This window comes from Methylobacter sp. (assembly GCF_036845245.1).
GTDB lineage: Bacteria > Pseudomonadota > Gammaproteobacteria > Methylococcales > Methylomonadaceae > Methylobacter_A.
The window spans coordinates 1-18371 of sequence record NZ_DAIUEH010000038.1 but is presented as its reverse complement, the minus strand read 5'-3'; the positions used below and the strand labels follow the sequence as shown (position 1 = coordinate 18371).

Sequence of the window (18371 nt, the reverse complement as noted above, 5' to 3'; positions counted from 1 at the left end):
TTTATGAGAGAGAAAAAGCTTGTTGTAGCTGTATCATCCAGAGCGTTATTTAATCTGGATGAATCACATGCGATATTTGAAACGCAAGGCAAGGAAGCTTTTTGTCGTTACCAAATAGAACATGAGGATGAAGTTTTGGAACCGGGCTATGGTTTCGTTTTGGTTAAAAAGTTTTTGAGTTTAAATGACAGCTGCCCTGATGACCCGCTGGTCGAAATTATTCTGTTATCACAAAATAGTGCGGATACGGGATTAAGAATTTTTAATTCCATTGCTCATTACCAGCTGAATATTATCCGCGCGGCATTTACCAGTGGGGCATCCCCATATAATTACATTCCTGCATTCGGTGCGCATCTGTTTTTATCAACCAATGCCGAAGATGTCGCCAAGGCGCTGTGTGCGGGGTTTGCGGCGGCGACCATTCTGTGCGGACCTTCCATGGAAAGTCATTCCGATCAGTTACGCATTGCTTTTGATGGAGATTCAGTATTGTTTTCGGATGAGGCGGAACGGATTTATCAACAGCGCGGTCTGGATGTATTTATCGAAAATGAGCGTAATGAAGCCAGAAAACTATTGCCAGGCGGGCCTTTTAAAGATTTTTTAAGCGCCTTGCATCATATTCAAACGCAGTTTGATCCTCAATCGTCACCGATAAGAACGGCCTTGGTTACCGCTCGATCGGCTCCGGCTCATGAACGGGTGGTCAGGACACTAAGAGCCTGGGGTATTCGTATCGATGAAGCGCTGTTTTTGGGCGGCTTAGACAAAGGCGCTTTTTTGAAGGCATTCGGCGCGGATATTTTCTTTGATGACCAAAAAGGTCATTGTGAGTCTGCCGCCCGGCATGTCGCCGCCGCGCATGTGCCGCATGGCATAATAAACCGGAAAGATTAGAACTATAAAATAGTCTGTTTGGAAGTGGCTCCCGCTTGTTCTTTGACTAGTTTTGGAACTAGATAGCCGGGCAGGGTGGCTTGAACTTGCCGCATGATCTCCAGCGCTTCCGTTTCTGAAACTTCAAAATGTCCCGTTCCGGCTGCTTTGTCCAATAAATGTAGATAATAGGGAATGATGCCTTGGCTGAAGAGTTGTTCGCTCAGTTCAGCTAAGACTTCGGCATTATCATTCACGCCTTTTAATAACACGGATTGATTAAATAGGGTGATACCGCTGTTTTTCAGTAATTGGCAGGCAGCCGTGACGCGTTCATTGAGTTCATTGGCATGGTTGCAGTGCAGGACGATGATGATTTGTTTGGGGCTTAGCTTCAGGATGTTAATGAATTCATCGGTTATGCGCGCAGGCAAAACGATAGGTAGCCGAGTGTGTATGCGGATGCGTAGCAAATGCTTAATGCTGTCTAATTTTTGAATAATCCGGGTTAACCGTGAATCACTGAGCAGTAAGGGATCGCCGCCGCTTAAAATAACTTCCGAGATACTGGCGTTGTCTTGTATGTATTGTACGGCGTTATCTTCGTTTTGTTTGCTAAGCTGTAAATCAGCATACGGAAAATTACGCCGGAAACAATACCGGCAATTGATGGCGCAGCTGCCGGTGTTGATAAATAAAACCCGGCCGTGATACTTATGCAAAACACCGGTCTGGGAGGCTGATGCAAGATCGCCGACGGGATCATTACTAAATCCCGGATAGGCGAGCAGCTCTTCGTTAATCGGTAGCACTTGGCGTAATAAGGGGTCATGCGGATTGCCTTTTTCGATGCAGGCGGCAAAACTTAAAGGAACGCGTAACGGAAAGTTGTCGGCAGCGGCGGCCGAAATCGGCAAGTCGTCCGGTGATAAATGCAGGTAACGGCAGATATCTTCAATGTTGCTAAAAGCTTCGGCAAGTTGTTGTTGCCAGTTTTTAGTAAAATGCTGGATTTCGGATTGCGGCTCGGACATTAGAGATTATTAAAGTTTCTATCGGTAGTTGCCTCTATTATAATGGCTGAGTTTACATTGTTTGTCATATTTGAGGATAAAATGGCTGTCTATAGCACTAATGAGTTTAAAGCCGGGCTAAAAGTTATGTTGGATAACGATCCCTGTGCAATTATTGAAAATGAATTTGTTAAACCCGGAAAAGGTCAGGCTTTTAATCGGGTGAAAATCAGGAATTTGAAAACCGGCCGGGTGATTGAAAGAACTTTCAAGTCGGGTGAATCGCTTGAAGGCGCCGATGTGGTCGATGTCGAGATGCAATATCTGTATAACGACGGTCAATTCAGGCATTTTATGGTGCCGGATACTTTTGAACAGTATCAGACTGATGAAAAAATTGTCGGTGATGCCGGTAAATGGCTTAAAGACCAGGATTCCTGCACGGTAACTTTGTGGAATGACTCGCCGCTTGCGATTTCACCGTCCAATTTTGTCGATTTGGTTATTACTGAAACCGATCCCGGTGTGCGTGGCGATACCTCGGGCGGCGGCGGTAAACCGGCGACTCTGGAGACTGGCGCGGTTGTCAGGGTTCCCTTGTTTGTACAAATCGGTGAATTAATCAGAGTCGATACCCGTACCGGTGAATACGTTTCCCGCGTAAAAGAATAGTGCAGCAAGACTGGCGACCGACATGCTCCCTGGAGCTGATGCGTTTAAGAGCGCAGATGCTTGCTGGGATACGTCAATTTTTCGCTGATAGAGCAGTGCTTGAAGTGGAAACTCCGCTGCTTGGTCACAGTATCGGAACAGATCCGCAGTTGGCGTTTTTTACGGCTGAGTATTGTTTGTCGCCACGGCGGCAAACACTGTTTTTGCAAACATCGCCCGAGTTTGCAATGAAACGGCTACTCGCAGCCGGTAGCGGGTCTATCTACCAAATAGGTAAAGCATTCAGAAACGGCGAGTCCGGGCGTTTTCATAATCCTGAATTTACGATGCTGGAGTGGTATCGGGTCGGTTTTACCTTGCCTCAATTAATGGATGAAATCGCTGAGCTGATTACCGGGCTGTTTAGTGGACAGCATTTACAGGAAACACAAAGAGTCAGTTATCAAGAAGTATTTAATTCGTTTACCGGTTTAGATCCTTTGGTGTTTTCATATAAGGACTACTGTGCTTTTGCCAACGAATGCCAATTACCTGAGGCGGTGGATATTTGCGGACACGACCATGCGCTGTGGCTGGATTTTATATTTAGTCATAAAGTCCAGCCGCATTTGGGCGACAATGCGTTGTGCATGGTTTACGGCTATCCGGCTTGCCAATCTTCATTAGCAAGAGTCAATGAACAGTGCCCGCTGACAACTGACCGCGTTGAATTGTTTATTAATGGCGTTGAACTTGGCAATGGCTATTATGAACTGGTTGATGCGGAAGAACAGAACAAACGTTTTGATAAGGAATTGGCTATCAGGCAACAACAAGAACTGCCTGTTCCCGTTAAAGACATGCGTCTTATTTCTGCTCTTGAATCGGGCTTGCCGGAATGCTCGGGCATGGCTATAGGTCTGGACCGTTTATTGATGCTGTTGTCGGGTAGTGTTTCCATCGATGATGTGTTGAATTTTCCTATTCACAGGGCTTAAGCTCGTTTAAATATTTACTGTGATATAATCCGCCAGATTTTTAACATTGGGCAATGCCGTTTTATTTTTAGACTTCTACATGAAATTAAATACTCTCTCTTGCTTGCTATTGTTATTTCTACTGGTTTCCCAGGCGGTTAAAGGTGATGAAGAGTTTATTGTAGAGGATATTCAAGTCAGGGGCCTGCAACGTATCTCAGTAGGTACCGTTTATAACTATCTCCCTGTCAATGTGGGTGAAAGGTTTTCTTTGGATAATGTCGGTTCGGCTATCAAGGCATTATTCAAAACCGGATTTTTTAAGGATATTTCTCTGGAAAGAGAAGGCTCAACCTTGATCGTCAACGTGGTAGAGCGTCCTTCCATCGCAAAAATCATTTTTGAAGGCAATAAAGACTTAAGTAAAGACGATTTGACCAAAGCCTTAAAGAAAATCGGCTTGGCTGAAGGCAAGGTATTCGATCAGCAAGTATTGGATAAAGTAGAGCAGGAATTAAGCCGGCAGTATTTCAGTCACGGTAAATACGGCTTAAAGATTACCACGGACGTGTCCAATCTTACCCGTAATCGGGTTGGTATTCATATCAAGATTTCTGAGGGCAGGGTAGCCAAGATCAAGCAAATCAATGTCGTCGGCAATAACGTTTTTGATGATGAAACGCTGCTGCGCCATCTTGAGTTAAACACTTCCAATCTATTGTCGTTCTATACCAAGGACGACCAGTATTCCAAACAAAAATTGCAGGCTGACTTGGAAACTTTGCGTTCCTATTACCTGGATCGCGGCTATATCAATTTTTCCATTGAATCCACACAAGTAGCCATTACCCCTGATAAAAAAGATATTTATGTCACCATCAATGTCAAAGAAGGCGATGTTTATAAGCTGGAAAAAGTTAAATTAGCCGGTAATCTGGTGGTTGCTCCGCCAGAGCTTATTAAACTGGTTAAGGTCGGTCCTGGTGAGATTTTTTCCAGAAAAAACGCTACCGAAACTTCCAAAGCAATTTCCGACCGCTTAGGGGATGACGGTTACGCTTTTGCTAACGTTAATATGGTGCCGGAAATCAACGAAGCCAAGAAAACAGTTGATATGACTTTTTTTGTTGATCCGGGCAAACGCGTTTATGTCAGACGCATCAATATGAAAGGTAACAGCAAAACCCGTGATGAAGTACTGCGCCGCGAAATGAGGCAAATGGAGTCCAGTTGGGCCTCAAGTTCAAAAATTGAACGGTCGAAAACGCGTCTTGAACGCTTGGGCTATTTTGAAGAAGTGAATGTTGAAACCCCGCCGGTTACGGGTACTGCCGACCAGATCGATGTTAATTATACGGTAGTGGAAAAACCCTCCGGTAATTTGTCGGCAGGTGTGGGGTTTTCTCAAACCCAAGGGATTGTATTGAATGCCAATATTGCCCAGGATAACGTGTTTGGCTCAGGCAAACGGGTGAATGTTGCCTTTAATAACAGTACTTACATGACAAGTTATCAGTTTGGTTTTATGAATCCTTACTTCACAGTCGATGGTGTAAGCCAAGGTTATAATTTGGGCTATACCAAACGAAATGCAGGACAAGTCAATATCGCCAATTATTCGACCAACGTGATGAATGCGGGGGTGAATTTCGGCATCCCGTTGAATGAATTCGACAGTCTACGTTTTGATGTCGATTTAAAACATACCGAGTTGAGTACTACGGCTTATTCATCCAACCAGATTTGTGATTTTATCTATGGCAATAATGGTACAGATGCTTGCGCAAATATTACAAACAATTACATCCAAGGCGCTGCCAATAGTAGGGCAATAGTTAAGGCCACAGGGGATGCGTTTCTGACACTGGCACCGGCAGTGGGTTGGACTCATGATACTCTTAATCGTGCAATTTTCCCGAATAAGGGACAACAACAGCGTTTTTCGGCCTTGGCGACAGTTCCCGGCAGCGATCTGGAATATTATAAAGTCAATTATAAACATCAGCTTTATTTCCCGTTGGCGAAAGACTTTACGTTCAGGTTGCAAGCTGAAGCGGCTTACGGAGACGGTTATGGAAAGACCGCCACTTTGCCTTTCTTTGAAAACTATTTCGGAGGCGGTACAGGATCTATACGCGGCTTTAAAAATAATACTGTAGGTCCGAGAGACTCTAATGGTTATCCGTTTGGTGGTTCCAGTAAAATTATCGGTAATGCCGAAATGTTTTTCCCGGTCCCTTTCTTGCCGGAGACAAAATCAGTCAGGTTAGGAACCTTTTTGGATGCGGGTTCTATTAATAATGGTTTTAAAGCGAACAACCTGAAATATTCTGTCGGGGTTTCAGGAGAATGGCTGTCGCCTTTCGGTGCTTTATCCGTCAGTGCCGCATTACCGTTAAACGCTACTTCTACCACAACGGCGCCTGACGGCACTATTACCGGGGATCAAAAGCAGATGTTTCAATTTAACTTTGGCCAGAATTTCTAGCAGAAGTTGTTTTTGTTTAACAAGCTTATCCCCTATAATTTAACAAAGTAGCTTATTTCTAATCATTATTTATTTTAATTTCACGAGAGACCTGTTTAACGATGAAAACAAAAATTGCTTTATTCATAGGATTGTTGCTTGCAGCTAATGTGAGCTACGCTGATTTAAAAATTGGCTTTGTCAATATACCAGCCGTTCTTGAAAAAGCACCCCAGGCAGAAAAAGCCAAAAAACGTCTGGAACAGGAATTTTCACCACGAGACAAGCAATTGGTTGCCCAACAAAAAGAAATCCAAAATATGGACGAAAGAATGACCAAAGATGCCGCGGTGATGGGTGAGTCTGCACGAGTCAACCTGGAAAAAGATATTTTAAATAAAAAAAGAGATGCAAAAAGAGCCCAGCAGGAATTTAGCGAAGATTTTAATGCGCGTCGTAATGAAGAATTAGGTAAATTACAACGTCGTATTGTTGAAGCGATTCGGGAAATAGCCAAGGATCAAAATTTTGATTTGTTACTCACTGATGGCGTTATTTATGCCAGTGAAAAAATTGACGTAACCAGTCAAGTCCAACAAAAGTTGTCAACCATGCCGGAATAATTAAACACGCGTTTTTATTTAACCGCATCGTCATCAACTTTTAAGAGAAGCATCCTCAAATATGTCCATTAAGTTAGATATTTTACAAATACAAGAATTCCTGCCGCATCGTTACCCTTTTTTATTGGTTGATAAGGTTATTGAATGTGAACCCGGCGTTAGGTTATTAGGCGTGAAAAACGTTACTTATAACGAACCGTTTTTTCAAGGTCATTTTCCACAAAAACCCATTATGCCGGGCGTACTGATCTTGGAAGCCTTGGCTCAATCCACGGGATTACTGGCATCAGAAACAGCAGGGGATGAGTTGGCCGGGATGATTTATTATTTGGTCGGTATTGATAAGGCCAAGTTCAAAAGACCCGTTGTACCCGGAGATCAATTGATGCTGGAAGCAAAGTTCCTTAAAAGCAAGCGTAATATCTGGGCATTCGAATGCCGTGCAGAAGTTGATGGCGAGTTTGTCGCAAGTGCCGAAATCAGATGTGCAGCGGTAGTAAATTAATTTTGATTGATCCAACAGCGATAGTTGATAGTAAGGCAGAGCTGGCCGATGACGTGTCGGTTGGCCCTTTTTCCGTCATAGGGCCCGATGTAAAAGTCGGCGCCGGCACAGTCATAGGTTCGCACGTTGTGATTAAAGGGCCTACTACGATAGGCAAAGATAATCGCATCTATCAATTCACGTCCATCGGCGAAGATCCGCAAGATAAGAAGTATGCGGCTGAGATCACCCGGCTGGAAATTGGCGATAGAAATACAATACGTGAATATACCTCTATGCACAGAGGGACAAAACAGGATAAAAGCCTTACCAAGATAGGTAACGATAACCTGTTTATGGCCTATACCCATGTGGCGCATGATTGCATTATCGGCAATCATGTCATTATGGCAAACGGGGCTTCATTGGCAGGACATGTGCATTTACATAGTCATGCTATCTTGGGCGGATTTACCTTGGTGCATCAGTTTACTCAAATAGGTCAGTACAGCTTCGCTGCGATGGGCAGTGCAATTACCCAGGACATTCCTCCGTTTGTTATGGTTGGCGGCAAGCCTACCAGGCCGCACGGCATCAATTCAGTCGGCATGGAACGTAACGGCATTTCTCCTGAAGACATTCGATTGATCAGAAAAGCCTACAAGATAATTTACAAGATGAACCTGCGTCTGGAAGATGCGATTGACCAAATGGAAGATCTGGCCGGTGAAAGCAAAGAATTGTCCGATATGGTTAGCTTTTTACGTAATGTAAGTCGCGGCATATTGCGTTAAGTGCCGTCTTGGTGCGAGTCAACGTGCACTTCAATAGTTTCAGGATCGAAAGTAGTTATGGATGATGAGTTTTCAACAAAAAATGTTGTTGCCGGAGTTGACGAAGCAGGCCGCGGACCGCTTGCCGGCCCGGTCTTCGCGGCAGCGGTTATCCTGGACCCCATGCGACCGATAGCCGGATTGGCCGATTCCAAAATCCTTAGCGAAAGCAAACGGGATAGTCTTTATATAATCATCAAGGAAGTCGCTTTAAGCTGGTCGATTGCAGAGGCCAGTGTTGAAGAGATTGATCAGCTTAATATTCTTCAAGCAACCCTATTGGCAATGCAAAGAGCGGTCAATGGCTTGCATATCCAGCCTGATGAAGTTTTAGTGGATGGTAATCGTCTCCCAAAATTATCCATGCCCGCGCAGGCTATCGTTAAAGGCGACAGCAAAGTGCAAGCGATCAGCGCGGCATCAATATTGGCTAAAGTCGAGCGGGATAAACTGATGGTCGACTATCATCAACATTATCCTGATTTTTCGTTTCATGTGCATAAAGGCTATGGCACCAAGCAACATTTGGCTGAAATCGAACAGTTCGGCTTTTTAGCGATACACAGAAGAACATTTAACCCGGTAAAAACCATGCTGATGCGACAGCGAGGGCTTTAATGTAACGCTGTGTAATTATTAAAAAATAATCGCCACGAAGAACGCAAAGAATAAAAACTTCCTGTCTTCGTGGTGAATAAAATATTTTTAATGGCTTGTCGCGCTACCGCAGAATCGCCTTAAGCCAGCTCAAGCGGCCCTTCATCCATTAACGCTATTTGTTCGCGCAACTCAATAATTCTGTCTTGCCAATAACGTGGCGTATCGAACCACGGAAACGCCATCGGAAACGCAGGGTCATCCCAGCGTCGTGCAATCCAGGCAGAATAATGAATCAGGCGCAAAGTACGCAAAGCTTCTATAAGATGCAACTCTCTAATATCGAAATCATAGAAAGTTCTGTAACCGGCGAGCAAGTGGTTTAACTGCATGGTCATTTCGGTACGATCGCCGGAGAGCAGCATCCATAAATCCTGTATCGCCGGCCCCATCCTGCTGTCATCGAAATCAACAAAATGCGGGCCGTCATCGGTCCATAAAATATTACCGGGATAGCAGTCTCCGTGCAGCCGTAAAGTTTTTATCTTACCGGCTCGTTCAAAGCAGCGCCTTACGCTATTTAAAGCGTACTCAGTCACACTGCGATAAGCTTCGGTAAGATCGGCGGGGATAAAATTATTTGCCAGCAGATAAGCACTGGGTTCATCACCAAAACTGGCGATATCGAGAACCGGGCGCTCTTTGAAAGGCTTTAAAGCGCCGATAGCATGAATACGGGCGATAAACCGCCCCATCCATTCCAGTTTTTCGCGGCCTTCAAGCTCAGGTACACGGCCGCCTTGTCTTGGAAATACGGAAAAACGGAAACCATCAGCATGGATCAAGGTCTGATTATCTTCGAATGAGATTGCCGGTACCACAGGGATTTCAGACTCGAATAATTCCTGAACGAACGCGTGTTCTTCAAGAATGGCGGCAGTTGACCAGCGCTCGGGTCGGTAAAACTTGGTAACAATAAAGGATGCGTCCGCCATGCCGACCTGGTAGACGCGATTTTCATAACTATTGAGCGCCAACAGTCGGCCATCGCTATGCAGGCCGATATTGTCCAACGCATTTAAAATGATATCGGGAGTTAGTGCTGAAAAAGGAGTTAGATTAGTATTCATGGTTACTATTGTAACGCTGAATCCAGAGAGGTTTTAATTAATCATCTTAAAAGCGCCCGATCCCCAAGGTCCAGCTTGGGGATCGGGCGTGTGGATTTGTTCACTGGCTAAAATGTATGACTTCACCTTCCTGCATCGAATTGCCGTTCGCAGGGTCGGTGTTTTGATATGAGCCGCCGCCCAGCTGTTCATTGATCTGCCGGGCTACATCTACGCCTAAGCTTTTAGATACTTCCGAAACAACCCTGCCGCGGCTTGGCACGACGCGGCTACCTCCGGTTACAACGCGTACATCCTGCCCTTCGCCGGTAGCGCTAAACGCGGCTTTTACTTCGTAAGTGCGAGTGTTGATCAGGCTAAACTCTGCGACCAGCATCAGGCTGAAAGTGTTGGATAATGTATCGGTGCCGATAATCGGATTGACCTCGTCACGAAAATCAAGCTCGCTGACCGTGCCGAACAACACATAATCAGCCCCGGGATAGGCGCCTTTTTTGATGCGGTCGATAATATCGTAGATTTTTTCACTGCTTTTGGCCGTATAAGGTTTGGCTTGAGAGACTTGAAAACTGCCGGTTTGAAGAATTTCGCCTTTGATATCGCCGACAAATTTACGCAATTCCCCATACTCGATATAGCTATAACTGCTTTCGACCTCGGTATAGTCAGTCTGCGATTTTCCGCTATAGGATGAGCGACTCGATGCCGAAGAGCTTTCGAAACTATCCCGTTCGCGCTCGCTTTCGCTAGCTCGTACCGATGACTTATTGTGATAATCGACAAGATGAAAATAACCGCTGACCCGCTCGGCATAAGCCAGATCGGTTACTGCGATTTTGGCCGCTTGAGCGTTGAATACACCAAGCAGTGATAATGGCAAGAATAACAAGCGTAACAGTTTCATTTGCCTGCTCACTAAAACATGGATTTATTGGAAGTCTTGCGTATCTCTTTTTCATCCGCCCACTCCATTACGCCGGATTCATTATCCACCAGTTGCAGGCTGAATTTGTAATAGACGTCTTTGACATCGCTGGCGCGTTTAACGATAGAGGTAATAGTGCCCTCAATACGGAAATCAGCGCCTTCCATATTGCCCATTTTTTTGGATTTGCTCTTTTTGTACAGGCCGGTTTGGTTTTGCCGGGTCAATTCATCGACCTGGGTTTGCATCGCACTGGTATCTACCGCAAAGCGTACCATGCCGCTCTTTAGGATTTTGGTGCGTATTGAATCGGTGATCGATTTGGTATCAATGTATTCGCTGGTTCGGTTTTTTACTTCCGCAACGGTCACTAAAGGGCGCGATTTAGCCGCCAGGACGGGGGCCTGCAATAGTGAGCTGGCCATGGATTCGGCTATGGTTTGCAGGTCGGTAGAGCCAAACTCGTTGGTTAAGGTTTCAACCGCTTTGCTGTCGCCGTATTCAATATTGCCCGAACTGAGCGTTGGCGATTGTGTTGCACAGCCGCTTAACAGTAGCGCGATCGCGGTGGCTTTGAAAGCGTTTGGATTCATAATATTTTTTTTATACATGGGATTATCTCTCTTTAAAGTATGTTAGATGTGGTTCCAGGTCGCATCTACAGAACATCATTATTTTGGGCCATGTCGGAGTGCAAGCTTTGCTTGTACTTGCAGGCAAAACCTGCACTCCAGCAGTCAGTTACTTTTGCAGTGACGATGACATGGTCTTCTTATGGGAATAGCCTAAGGCATTTGCCCAGTGTTATCCGGGCTTTGCACAACAAGCCTGAAATCGGCGACCTGGGGCGACGGCGCAACAGCTGTCACTGTTTGTTTCTGGTACGCATAAACAAGCACAGGTTTCCAGGCTTCTTCTCCGACCACAAAACCATTGGCATCCAGCCATTTAAAGCGATAGTAAAGCTGTTGGTTGTTCGAATCCGCATTATTGATTTCCGCTTGTACGGTCAAAAGATGATTGCGTTTCACCGCGCGCAGGTCAGTCACTTGCAGATACAACATTTCACTCAGTTGTTCGATCTTGGCATCGATGCTGCGGGGGCGTGGCGGCGGTTTGTGGCTGGCACAGGCGCAGAGCAGCGACAAAACGATTGCTAACGGTATGTTTTTAAACAGATGCATGGTTTATCCTTTTGCTTGTTGGATAGTTTTTTTGGCTTTTTTCTTTTTGGATTTTGCCGAGGCTTTCTTTTCCGCTTCGGTTACGGCCGCGTTTTCATTATTAATAATAGCGGGTGCGGCATAAACCGGCATTTGCGGGCCGTAAGCAGGTTGCGACCAATAAACCTGATTACCCAGTAACCGTGTAACCACTATCGCATGCGATCCTTGAATGTCGACCGATTGCTTACTGTTGCCGATAGCGATGTCATGTTTGCCGGAAGGCAGTGTTGCGCGTGCAATGCTGATGGTTGCAGGCAAAGTGCGCCAAGTGCGCTCGTCCGCAGATTCGGTGATCACATTGACTACATTCAACGCAATACCGGCAATCGCCGCACCGCCGCCTTGATCCATCAATGCTTTTTGCGACATTGTTTTTGCCGCGGCACGAACAATGCCCCGAACGATAATCCCAGGCATATCATCCTTTAATGCGCGTTTGGACATGCTGTCCAGACTGGTGATAGCTGCTAACGGCAGGGTGTCCTTACCATCAATGCCCAGGGTGCTGGGCTGCAACGTGTGGCTTGGGTCTGAATGCAACACTGGGAACGATATGGGAATAACCCCCAAATTGCTGACGATGACCGGGACAGGAATGGTGATTGAACTCAGCGCAGGCGCGGCCCCGGATTCGACTACAAACAACACATCGGTTTCCGTGGGTTTACGAAGGTTGGGGCGCGATTCCAATGTAGCCAGGCCGTCTTCCAGGATTTTTATATCAGGCCGTAACTCGATTGCCTGCCGGTAACCCGGCGAAGCTAGTCCCTGTTCATTTAAGGCTTCGTAGACAAAACCGGCCAGATAATGGCTGAAAGCGCTCTGGTAACCGTTTTTTAACGCGGTGACTTCGGCCGAGTTAAGTGTCTCGACCGGATAACCGTTCAGGTCTTTAAACGTAGTGATGATGCCTTTTTCTTTACTTTCCTGTTCCACCTCTTCGGTATCTTTCGCGTTAATTTCAGCTATAACCGCTTCCCGCTCGTGGGTTTTCTTGATTTCGGTTCTGGCTGCGTTCCAGTCGCCTTTCAACAAGTGATCCAAGGCAAGCTGTGTAGATAACATGACTTTTTCATAATCATGGCCGTCGTAACGACGAGTCTTATCGTTTAAAACCACTGCGCCGGCATTTTCCAAAATGGCGCCGGCCCGGATTTTAGCTTCATTTTCCCACTCATTGACTTTCTGATCGGCCAGTAACCACGCGTTGGCGCTGTCGCTGTATTGGTTTTTCAAGCGTAATAATTCGCCTTTTTCCAGATAGTAAAGCAAGTCGAAATCGCCGCCGGTATTGTTGGCTTCGTGCTGGGTTAAAGCTTGATCAAGCTGGCCTTGCCCGACCAGATCAATAGTTTGTTTGAGTTCATCATCGTAACTGCGCATCACGGAGCAGCCGGACAGGGTTATTGTTAATAAAAAAGGCAGCGCAAGGCTGGCAGAGGGGATATATGCAAACATGGTAATTTCTTATTCTATTATTTTAATTATTGGGTTGTAATTCGGTAGCTTTGATATTGTCCGTAATAAAAGCGCCAATATAAAGAAAAGTAAAAATATTTTTTGGCGTTAATGGCTTGTTATTTCCTGATTAGTAAAATGCCTCAGCCAGTGCCGTCATACTGGCAGGGATGCCGGTATCCAGCGCCTGTTAGTCCTGAGCGCAGTCGAAGTGAATGGTAACTTTTGATCCCAGCAATACAGGTGTGATTTTGAGGAGCTGCAGGCAAGTTATATGGTGTGCCTCCAGATTCGAAACACCGACAAAGAGTTGTAAGTACAATATTGCTTTTTAAGTTGTATCCTTATCAGGTAACACAACAGTTCGGGGTGCAAATGAACGTTGCTGTTAAGTCGAGGGGGCGTTTCATTACATTCCGGATACATATACAATCATCCGATCAAAAATAAGTCAGCCAGTATTCTGCCACGTTAGTTGCCAATTATGACATTCATCAATTGTTTCATCTCGCTATTTATAGCAAGCCTCGTGCTGTTCGCTTCCCCGCTTCGCGCCGAGAAAGCGGTGTTCCCGGTACCTCTCACTGTCCATCAACAGGGGAGGACTTATACTCTTGAAGAATTGCGGCGTGGAGTCGCTGACAGCGACCCCGAGGCGATAGTCAATCTTGGCATACGTTACCATCTTGGCAACGGCGTGCCGCAGGACTATCGGGAAGCCATGCGACTCTACCGCGCCGCCAGCGACAAAGTCAGCAAGGCTGCACCGGCAATAATCGGCCTGATGTATGCCGACGGACTGGGCGTAGCTAAAGACTACAAAGAAGCCATGCGCTGGTACAAACTCGGTCACCAACGCGGCAGCGCAAGCGCACCCAACAACATCGGCATGCTGTATCAGTACGGAAACGGCGTGACAACGAATTACACCGAAGCGATGCGTTGGTTTCGCATTGCCGACAAACGCGGACTTGTGGAGGCGGCTAACAATATCGGTAACCTTTACGACCACGGCCTCGGCGTCAAACAGAACTACGCCGAAGCCTTACGCTGGTACCATATAGCCGAGAAAAAGGGCAGCCATACCGCCGCCAACAATATCGGCAGCTTTTATCAGCATGGCCGGGGCGTTCCTCAGGATTACGCAAAGGCCTTGGAGTGGTATTGCCTTGCGTCAGACAAAGGCAACGCCGGAGCTCCCTACAACATCGGCCGCATGTACGAGGAAGGTTGGGGCGTAAAACAGGACTGGAAGGAAGCGCAACGTTGGTACGAGCTGTCCGTGCAGCGCGGCGACCCTGTGGCACAACTACAACTGGCCGATTTGCGGCTCCGGCTGATGCGAGATCAAACGCAAAAATCGGGAGCTGAGTTTCCGAAATGATTCAAATGCTCACATTTTTTCCAATGCTGCTGTTGCTGATGCCTACCTCGTTTGCGTGGGCGGCGACTCAGGCTATCACCCCTGCCGAATATCGACAGGCGCTCACCTTTCATACGCGCCACGGGGAACCCTACGATATTCAGAACTTCGACCGGAATAGCGCCGCACGTAAGGCGCTGTTGCTCGGCAGCACGTATTGGCTGAAAGGAAGCAAGACGCAACGTGAGGTTGCGCGTCGTTTATTGCTGCAAGCCGTTGAGCAACCCGACGCCTTGAACAAGTTTAATCAGGGTTATGCGCAGCGGATGCTGGGGGACATCGAACAGCAACACCGGCAGTTCGATCTGGCGGAGCAGCGCTATCGGCAAGCTATTACCGTTGACAATGAAAGTGCCTGCGTCAATCTGGGCGCGATGTGGGAAGCGCAACAGCAATATGAGAAAGCGCTCAAGATTTACACCGACTGCCTGCCCGCCCTCAAATCCCCGATTCTGCTGATGAATCTGGGTACGCTGTACTACAACGGGCTGGGGATGGCGAGGGACCTGAATCAGGGCGCCGACTATTGGCAACAGTCTTTCGAGATGTTTGCCTACGATCCCGATGTGAACTACAATCTGGGTTTGTATCATCTGCAAATCAGCAAAAATTTCACGCAGGCGCGCTACCACTTTGCGTTAGCCGATGCCCTTGGCGACAAGGAGGCCGCAGGCAAAATCGCCGAGCCGGCACTCATCGGCCTTTATGCAGACCGCGCCTTTGCCGACGAGCTGCGAGAGGCGGATAAAGATCATCGGCGCGAATTGCTGCAAGAGCGCCTGCGGTATACCTTGGAGAAACGTTACTTCAACAAGGCACAGGAGGGTATGACTTTCAGCCTGGGCGAAGACGGCAATTTCCTCGCGCTCAGCGGTAAACCCAAGAACGCCGAAGCTCGGGAGCGTGCCATTATCCAGATGTTCCGGCTCATTTACGTTGACCGCTTCAGCCCGGTGTCACTGCACATTCGTCAACTCAACGAGGCTCTCGCCAAAACCGGAGAAGCCGAATTACTGCTGCATAATTTCCGCCACAAGGTCACGCTAGACAAGGGTGGACGCATGATTTACGAGGTGCGTTTTTGAATACTCGGCGCATGTCCGAGAAAGGTTAGGGCGTAAAACAGGGGTGGGAAGGAAGGCCCTAACCCGTAAGGCGATTTCGCGATAGCAAACCGCCACACACGCACAACGCCGACATCAGCCTGCCGCTTGTGCGGTCTGTCGGCGAATCCCCCTTACAGCGTTACAGCGTTGTTTTATTGGTCGCCAAGACACACATCGGCTTAATGTGCATCAACACATCCTGTAGTTTATCTTTGGCGAGCGCACGGGCGTAGTCATCTTGCAGACCCGTCCAAAACCCTTCGGACAGACCAAAATAACGCGACATCCTCAATCCCGTATCGGCAGTAATGCTCCGCTTACCCGCAATGATTTCACCGATTCGGCGTGGCGGAACACCAATTTCTTTAGCTAAACGGTATTGACTAATCGCTAACGGTTTTAAAAATTCCTCCAGTAAAATTTCCCCCGGAGTAGGATAAGGCACAGTACGCATAGGGTGACTCCTCAGTGGTAATCAATAATTTCAACATCAAAAGCATCACCTTGTTTGAATCGGAAACAAAGGCGAAATTGGTCATTGATACGGATGCTATAACTATCAGCACGATTGCCTTTAAGCTGTTCCAGACGATTACCCGGAGGCACTCGCAAGTCATTCAGGCACGCGGCGCGATTGAGTAGCGCCAATTTACGCAAGGCAACGGCTTCGATGTTAATAAACCGCTGAACCCGTTCACCCTGAAACAACGCGTGCGTATCATCCCCTTTAAAGGTTTTAATCATCAGTTACGCTCTCCTTTTCATTAGTATTGTATCGCGTTATTAATACAATTGTAATCCTGTTGATACCTATGCTTTGCGCTGCACGGGTTCCGACATCAGCCTGCTGTTGTGCGGTGGATTGTCTGTCGGCGAATCCACCTTACAGCCTTTATGCAGGCCGCACCTTTGCCGACGAGCTGCGAGAGAGGGATAAAGATCATCGGCGCGAATTGCTGCAAGAGCGCCTGCGGTATATCTTGGAGAAACGTTACTTCAATAAGGCACAGGATGGTATGACTTTCAGTCTGAGCGAAGACGGCAATTTCCTCTCGCTCAGCACTAAACCCAAGAACGCCGAAGCTCGGGAGCGTGCCATCATCCAGATGTTCTGGGTCATTTACGTTGACCGCTTCAGCCCGGTGTCACTGCACATTCGTCAGCTCAACGACGCTCTCGCCAAAACCGGAGAGGCCGAATTACTGCTCCATCATTTCTGCCACAAAATCACGCTGGACAAGAGTGGATATATGACTTATGAGGTGCGTTTTTGAACAGTCTGTGCTTGTCCGAAGTAGACCGAGGCAACACTTGTGCATTAATTGAAAGATATTTATACTCCCGGTCCGCCCGGCAACGGCGTTATTACGCTGACTGAATTCAACTCCAAGCCTATTGTGGCCTCGGTGCTGGGAGCGAATATAGGCGAAAACATCAACATGGTATAACGAGAAATATTGAAATGTTAGAGCATGGTGAGTTTTTATTTTTAATCTCTATTTTAAATAACATCATGAAAAACCTAAATATTCATTCTGTTGTTCTATTTGTTTTTATAATTTCCCTTTATGGCTGTTCTTCTACAAGCAGCAAGCCAGTTGAGCAGCCTGCATCTAACCATACAAAAAGGCCCTCGTGGCAAAACTCGGTGTCCTACAGATAATGGCGATGGGACACGCACAGACCCTAATACTGGCTTAATTTGGCAAGCCTGTGCCCTCGGACAGACTTGGAGCGATTCGGGATATGGCTATTTTGAATGCAAAGGTGATCCCAGCCTATATTTTTGGGAAGAAGCACTTATGGTTGCGAAAAACAATCAATTTCAGGGTAAGGGTGATTGGATACTACCTACGTTAGACCAACTCAAGGAACTGTCTGAGTGGAATTGTGGACATGGTTCACCGATTAAGCAATGGACGTCTACTAGGGATAATGAGCCTAAAAAAGCTTCGAGCATCATTGTCACATATCACCATACAAGAATACCTAGAGCCAGCAGTTTTAACGAGAAATTAGCGGTTCGGTTGGTTCGTGGCAGCCAATCGAAGGACATTAATGAGTTCAAAAAATCTTTGGCGGAAGTAGTAAAACCGGCGTCCGTCAAACCCAGCAATGGGAAAGGCGAATATTCCTGGCCTGATGGTACGCGCTACGAAGGTGATTGGAAGAATGGCAAAATGCATGGCAGCGGAGCCTACTTCTCTCCTAGCGGCAACCGCTACGAAGGCCAGTTTAATGATGGCATGTTTAATGGTTTTGGTACCTATACCTGGAATAAAGGCTCGCGTTATTCGGGTAAATGGAAGAATGACGAAAGGGATGGCGAAGGTACCTATTGTGATGAGTATGGCGATTGCGAAAGACGAGTGTACGAGAATGGTAAATTTGTCAGGAAAATCTATGATAAACCCATCACATCATCTTCGCGTAGCGGTGCATTCAACATGGATCCAAGACAGCCTGAAAGGCGTCACGGTCATACCAGTGTCTGGCATGCTAGTGTTTAATTGCATTAATTGCATTAATTGCATTAATAGCATTAGATATAGGTTATAGTTGGCGTTATGCCAAGAAAA

21 protein-coding genes are annotated in these 18371 nt (G+C 46.7%); 13 read left to right on the top strand and 8 right to left on the bottom strand.

Annotated elements, in window-relative coordinates; all coding sequences use genetic code 11:
• Nucleotides 1–3: 3 nt before the first annotated feature.
• A complete protein-coding gene (locus V7051_RS16395) occupies nt 4–900 on the top strand; it encodes a 5'-nucleotidase (protein ID WP_333876728.1) in 897 nt (298 codons plus the stop codon).
• A gap of 2 nt (nt 901–902) precedes the next feature.
• Here V7051_RS16395 and epmB read toward each other — a convergent pair whose 3' ends face one another.
• Complete coding sequence (gene epmB, locus V7051_RS16390) at nt 903–1913, bottom strand: EF-P beta-lysylation protein EpmB (protein WP_333876730.1); 1011 nt, start codon at nt 1911–1913, stop codon at nt 903–905.
• An 81-nt stretch (nt 1914–1994) separates the two neighbouring features.
• On the opposite strand from epmB, the gene efp reads away from it, so the two are divergent.
• From efp to rnhB, 7 genes are all read left to right on the top strand, one after another.
• On the top strand, nt 1995–2564 hold the full coding sequence (gene efp, locus V7051_RS16385) for an elongation factor P (protein WP_333876732.1): 570 nt from the start codon (nt 1995–1997) through the stop codon (nt 2562–2564).
• A complete protein-coding gene (epmA, locus tag V7051_RS16380; protein ID WP_333876734.1) occupies nt 2564–3541 on the top strand; it encodes an EF-P lysine aminoacylase EpmA in 978 nt (325 codons plus the stop codon). Before efp ends, epmA begins: the two co-directional genes overlap by 1 nt.
• Nucleotides 3542–3620: 79 nt before the next feature.
• Nucleotides 3621–6008 (top strand): outer membrane protein assembly factor BamA, encoded by a 2388-nt coding sequence (gene bamA / locus V7051_RS16375; RefSeq protein ID WP_333876736.1) that lies wholly within the window; start codon nt 3621–3623, stop codon nt 6006–6008.
• Nucleotides 6009–6109: 101 nt separating this feature from the next.
• Nucleotides 6110–6610 (top strand): OmpH family outer membrane protein, encoded by a 501-nt coding sequence (locus tag V7051_RS16370; protein ID WP_333876738.1) that lies wholly within the window; start codon nt 6110–6112, stop codon nt 6608–6610.
• A 61-nt stretch (nt 6611–6671) separates the two neighbouring features.
• Nucleotides 6672–7115 (top strand): 3-hydroxyacyl-ACP dehydratase FabZ, encoded by a 444-nt coding sequence (fabZ, locus tag V7051_RS16365; RefSeq protein ID WP_333876739.1) that lies wholly within the window; start codon nt 6672–6674, stop codon nt 7113–7115.
• Between the two features lie 2 nt (nt 7116–7117).
• A complete protein-coding gene (gene lpxA, locus V7051_RS16360; protein WP_442919665.1) occupies nt 7118–7888 on the top strand; it encodes an acyl-ACP--UDP-N-acetylglucosamine O-acyltransferase in 771 nt (256 codons plus the stop codon).
• A gap of 57 nt (nt 7889–7945) precedes the next feature.
• On the top strand, nt 7946–8545 hold the full coding sequence (rnhB, locus tag V7051_RS16355; protein WP_333876743.1) for a ribonuclease HII: 600 nt from the start codon (nt 7946–7948) through the stop codon (nt 8543–8545).
• Nucleotides 8546–8664: 119 nt separating this feature from the next.
• Here the strand turns inward: rnhB and V7051_RS16350 are convergent, their stop codons facing one another.
• The 5 genes from V7051_RS16350 to V7051_RS16330 all read right to left on the bottom strand — a co-directional run bounded on the left by V7051_RS16350 (nt 8665) and on the right by V7051_RS16330 (nt 13263).
• Nucleotides 8665–9654, bottom strand: a complete 990-nt coding sequence (locus tag V7051_RS16350; protein ID WP_333876744.1) for a serine/threonine protein kinase — start codon at nt 9652–9654, stop codon at nt 8665–8667.
• 100 nt (nt 9655–9754) lie between these two features.
• Entirely contained in the window at nt 9755–10558 is an 804-nt protein-coding gene (locus tag V7051_RS16345; RefSeq protein WP_333876745.1) for a penicillin-binding protein activator LpoB, read from the bottom strand.
• Nucleotides 10559–10569: 11 nt separating this feature from the next.
• On the bottom strand, nt 10570–11190 hold the full coding sequence (gene lpoB, locus V7051_RS16340) for a penicillin-binding protein activator LpoB (protein ID WP_333876747.1): 621 nt from the start codon (nt 11188–11190) through the stop codon (nt 10570–10572).
• A 174-nt stretch (nt 11191–11364) separates the two neighbouring features.
• Nucleotides 11365–11763 (bottom strand): YcfL family protein, encoded by a 399-nt coding sequence (locus V7051_RS16335; RefSeq protein ID WP_333876748.1) that lies wholly within the window; start codon nt 11761–11763, stop codon nt 11365–11367.
• 3 nt (nt 11764–11766) lie between these two features.
• Nucleotides 11767–13263: a COG3014 family protein gene (locus V7051_RS16330; RefSeq protein WP_333876750.1), complete on the bottom strand. Its 1497-nt coding sequence runs from the start codon at nt 13261–13263 to the stop codon at nt 11767–11769.
• Nucleotides 13264–13747: 484 nt separating this feature from the next.
• On the opposite strand from V7051_RS16330, the gene V7051_RS16325 reads away from it, so the two are divergent.
• A complete protein-coding gene (locus tag V7051_RS16325; protein WP_333876751.1) occupies nt 13748–14647 on the top strand; it encodes a tetratricopeptide repeat protein in 900 nt (299 codons plus the stop codon).
• Entirely contained in the window at nt 14644–15771 is a 1128-nt protein-coding gene (locus V7051_RS16320) for a tetratricopeptide repeat protein (RefSeq protein WP_333876753.1), read from the top strand. The genes V7051_RS16325 and V7051_RS16320 overlap by 4 nt, the downstream gene beginning before the upstream one ends.
• Before the next feature lie 160 nt (nt 15772–15931).
• On the opposite strand, the gene V7051_RS16315 is transcribed toward V7051_RS16320, so the two are convergent.
• Together V7051_RS16315 and V7051_RS16310 are read right to left on the bottom strand one after the other, a co-directional pair.
• The gene (locus V7051_RS16315; RefSeq protein ID WP_333876755.1) at nt 15932–16246 is read right to left on the bottom strand and encodes a HigA family addiction module antitoxin; all 315 of its coding nucleotides are present in this window, start codon (nt 16244–16246) and stop codon (nt 15932–15934) included.
• Between the two features lie 11 nt (nt 16247–16257).
• The gene (locus V7051_RS16310) at nt 16258–16536 is read right to left on the bottom strand and encodes a type II toxin-antitoxin system RelE/ParE family toxin (RefSeq protein WP_333876757.1); all 279 of its coding nucleotides are present in this window, start codon (nt 16534–16536) and stop codon (nt 16258–16260) included.
• Nucleotides 16537–16649: 113 nt separating this feature from the next.
• Between V7051_RS16310 and V7051_RS16305 the strand changes: the two genes are divergently transcribed.
• From V7051_RS16305 to V7051_RS16295, 3 genes are all read left to right on the top strand, one after another.
• A complete protein-coding gene (locus tag V7051_RS16305; protein ID WP_333876759.1) occupies nt 16650–17066 on the top strand; it encodes a hypothetical protein in 417 nt (138 codons plus the stop codon).
• Nucleotides 17067–17114: 48 nt separating this feature from the next.
• Nucleotides 17115–17240, top strand: coding sequence for a hypothetical protein (locus tag V7051_RS16300; protein ID WP_333876760.1), 126 nt, complete (start codon nt 17115–17117; stop codon nt 17238–17240).
• A gap of 120 nt (nt 17241–17360) precedes the next feature.
• The gene (locus V7051_RS16295) at nt 17361–18302 is read left to right on the top strand and encodes an Lcl domain-containing protein (RefSeq protein WP_333876762.1); all 942 of its coding nucleotides are present in this window, start codon (nt 17361–17363) and stop codon (nt 18300–18302) included.
• Nucleotides 18303–18371 lie beyond the last annotated feature (69 nt).

Excerpts from the sequence above, each read along its gene's own strand:
- V7051_RS16330 (WP_333876750.1), bottom strand. The coding sequence starts at position 13,263 with ATGTTTGCATATATCCCCTCTGCCAGCCTTGCGCTGCCTTTTTTATTA.
- lpoB (WP_333876747.1), bottom strand. The coding sequence starts at position 11,190 with ATGTATAAAAAAAATATTATGAATCCAAACGCTTTCAAAGCCACCGCG.
- V7051_RS16370 (WP_333876738.1), top strand. The coding sequence starts at position 6,110 with ATGAAAACAAAAATTGCTTTATTCATAGGATTGTTGCTTGCAGCTAAT.
- bamA (WP_333876736.1), top strand. The coding sequence starts at position 3,621 with ATGAAATTAAATACTCTCTCTTGCTTGCTATTGTTATTTCTACTGGTT.
- fabZ (WP_333876739.1), top strand. The coding sequence starts at position 6,672 with ATGTCCATTAAGTTAGATATTTTACAAATACAAGAATTCCTGCCGCAT.
- rnhB (WP_333876743.1), top strand. The coding sequence starts at position 7,946 with ATGGATGATGAGTTTTCAACAAAAAATGTTGTTGCCGGAGTTGACGAA.
- V7051_RS16395 (WP_333876728.1), top strand. The coding sequence starts at position 4 with ATGAGAGAGAAAAAGCTTGTTGTAGCTGTATCATCCAGAGCGTTATTT.
- V7051_RS16295 (WP_333876762.1), top strand. The coding sequence starts at position 17,361 with ATGGCTGTTCTTCTACAAGCAGCAAGCCAGTTGAGCAGCCTGCATCTA.
- V7051_RS16310 (WP_333876757.1), bottom strand. The coding sequence starts at position 16,536 with ATGATTAAAACCTTTAAAGGGGATGATACGCACGCGTTGTTTCAGGGT.
- efp (WP_333876732.1), top strand. The coding sequence starts at position 1,995 with ATGGCTGTCTATAGCACTAATGAGTTTAAAGCCGGGCTAAAAGTTATG.
- V7051_RS16325 (WP_333876751.1), top strand. The coding sequence starts at position 13,748 with ATGACATTCATCAATTGTTTCATCTCGCTATTTATAGCAAGCCTCGTG.
- V7051_RS16350 (WP_333876744.1), bottom strand. The coding sequence starts at position 9,654 with ATGAATACTAATCTAACTCCTTTTTCAGCACTAACTCCCGATATCATT.
- epmB (WP_333876730.1), bottom strand. The coding sequence starts at position 1,913 with ATGTCCGAGCCGCAATCCGAAATCCAGCATTTTACTAAAAACTGGCAA.
- V7051_RS16335 (WP_333876748.1), bottom strand. The coding sequence starts at position 11,763 with ATGCATCTGTTTAAAAACATACCGTTAGCAATCGTTTTGTCGCTGCTC.
- V7051_RS16320 (WP_333876753.1), top strand. The coding sequence starts at position 14,644 with ATGATTCAAATGCTCACATTTTTTCCAATGCTGCTGTTGCTGATGCCT.
- V7051_RS16315 (WP_333876755.1), bottom strand. The coding sequence starts at position 16,246 with ATGCGTACTGTGCCTTATCCTACTCCGGGGGAAATTTTACTGGAGGAA.
- V7051_RS16345 (WP_333876745.1), bottom strand. The coding sequence starts at position 10,558 with ATGAAACTGTTACGCTTGTTATTCTTGCCATTATCACTGCTTGGTGTA.